This is a genomic window from Streptococcus sp. OH4692_COT-348 (genome assembly GCF_003859975.1).
Classification (GTDB): Bacteria; Bacillota; Bacilli; order Lactobacillales; family Streptococcaceae; genus Streptococcus.
Genome location: NZ_RQZB01000032.1, coordinates 1 through 1,211, shown reverse-complemented (window position 1 = coordinate 1,211; position 1,211 = coordinate 1). Strand labels below are relative to the sequence as shown.

The following is a 1,211-nucleotide window of genomic DNA, read 5'->3' as shown; positions in this document are numbered from 1 at the left end:
TTTTTTAGAGTAACAAACGTAGAATTTTAATCTATTTATTTTAAGCACTTACCTTTTCAAATTGATTAGGTGTAAGATACCCTAAACTTTGATGGATTCGTTTTGAATTATAAAAGGCTTCGATGTACCAGAAAATACTCTGATAGGCTTCTTCAAAGTTCTTATATTTAAATTGATACACCCACTCTCTTTTTAAATGTCCATGCCAAGATTCAAGACTGGCATTATGATAAGGGTATCCCCTTCGACTGAAAGAGTGAGTCATCCCATAATACTTAAGCAACTCTTCATACTCTAGACTCGTATACTGGCTTCCTTGGTCAGAATGAAGAATAACAGCTTCTGGATAGTCTTGTGATTTAATGGCCTTATTTAAAGTTCTTTGCACTAATTCTACAGTCATTCGCTTGCCCAAATCCCAAGCAATGACTTTTTTAGTATAACGATCCATAATGGTTGAGAGATAAGCCCATCCTTGTTGAGTAGGAATATAAGTAATGTCGGTTGACCAAACCTTATTCTTCTTTGTAGGTTCAGTCTGTATGAGATTTTTTCGATTGATGTGATCACTTAGTGAGTATCCAGGCTTAAATTTCTTAATGACTACAGACTTGAGTTGAAGTTGCTTCATTAGCTTCTGTACCAGTTTTAACCCGACTTTTTCCCCTTGTTTAAGTAGAAGATGATGAATTTTAGGAGCACCATAGATTCCTCGGTTAGCATTGAAGAGTTGAGAAATTTTGAGTGACAGGTATTGTCTCCTTAATTGAGTTTTAGATGGATGTCGGTTAATCCGTTCATAATAACTTGATTCAGGAACATCAAGGAGTTGACAGCTTAGTCTGACATTGAGTGCTAAAGTTTGTATGGTTTGAGCCATATCCGCAGCACTCACTTCTTTTTCTCGGCGAATATGGTCAATACTTTTTTTAAGATGTCTCGTTCTTCCTTAACTTTAGCCAGTTGTCTTTTTAATTCTAGAAAATCAGCTTTAGAGACGGAGCTTTCATTAGATTTAGAGTAGAGGTCTATCCATTTATAAATTGTTGCAGGGGCCACGTCGTATTCTTTAGACAGCTGGGTGACGGATTGACCAGAATGATAGAAGGCGATAAGGGTTTCTTTAAATTCTTTTGAGTAGCCTTTTTGCATGTTTTTGTCCTTTGTCTAAATTATACAATAGTGACTCTAAGATTTAAGGATAACATCAT

The 1,211-nt window shown here is 35.8% G+C and carries 1 protein-coding gene; it reads right to left on the bottom strand.

Annotated elements, in window-relative coordinates; genetic code table 11:
- Positions 1-40 precede the first annotated feature (40 nt).
- Positions 41-1,152 (bottom strand): IS3-like element IS981 family transposase gene (locus EII37_RS10670; protein WP_088793343.1). Its coding sequence is split into 2 segments (ribosomal slippage): positions 41-936 and positions 936-1,152, totalling 1,113 coding nucleotides; the frame shifts between segments, so codons are not numbered across the junction.
- Between the last annotated feature and the right edge of the window lie 59 nt (positions 1,153-1,211).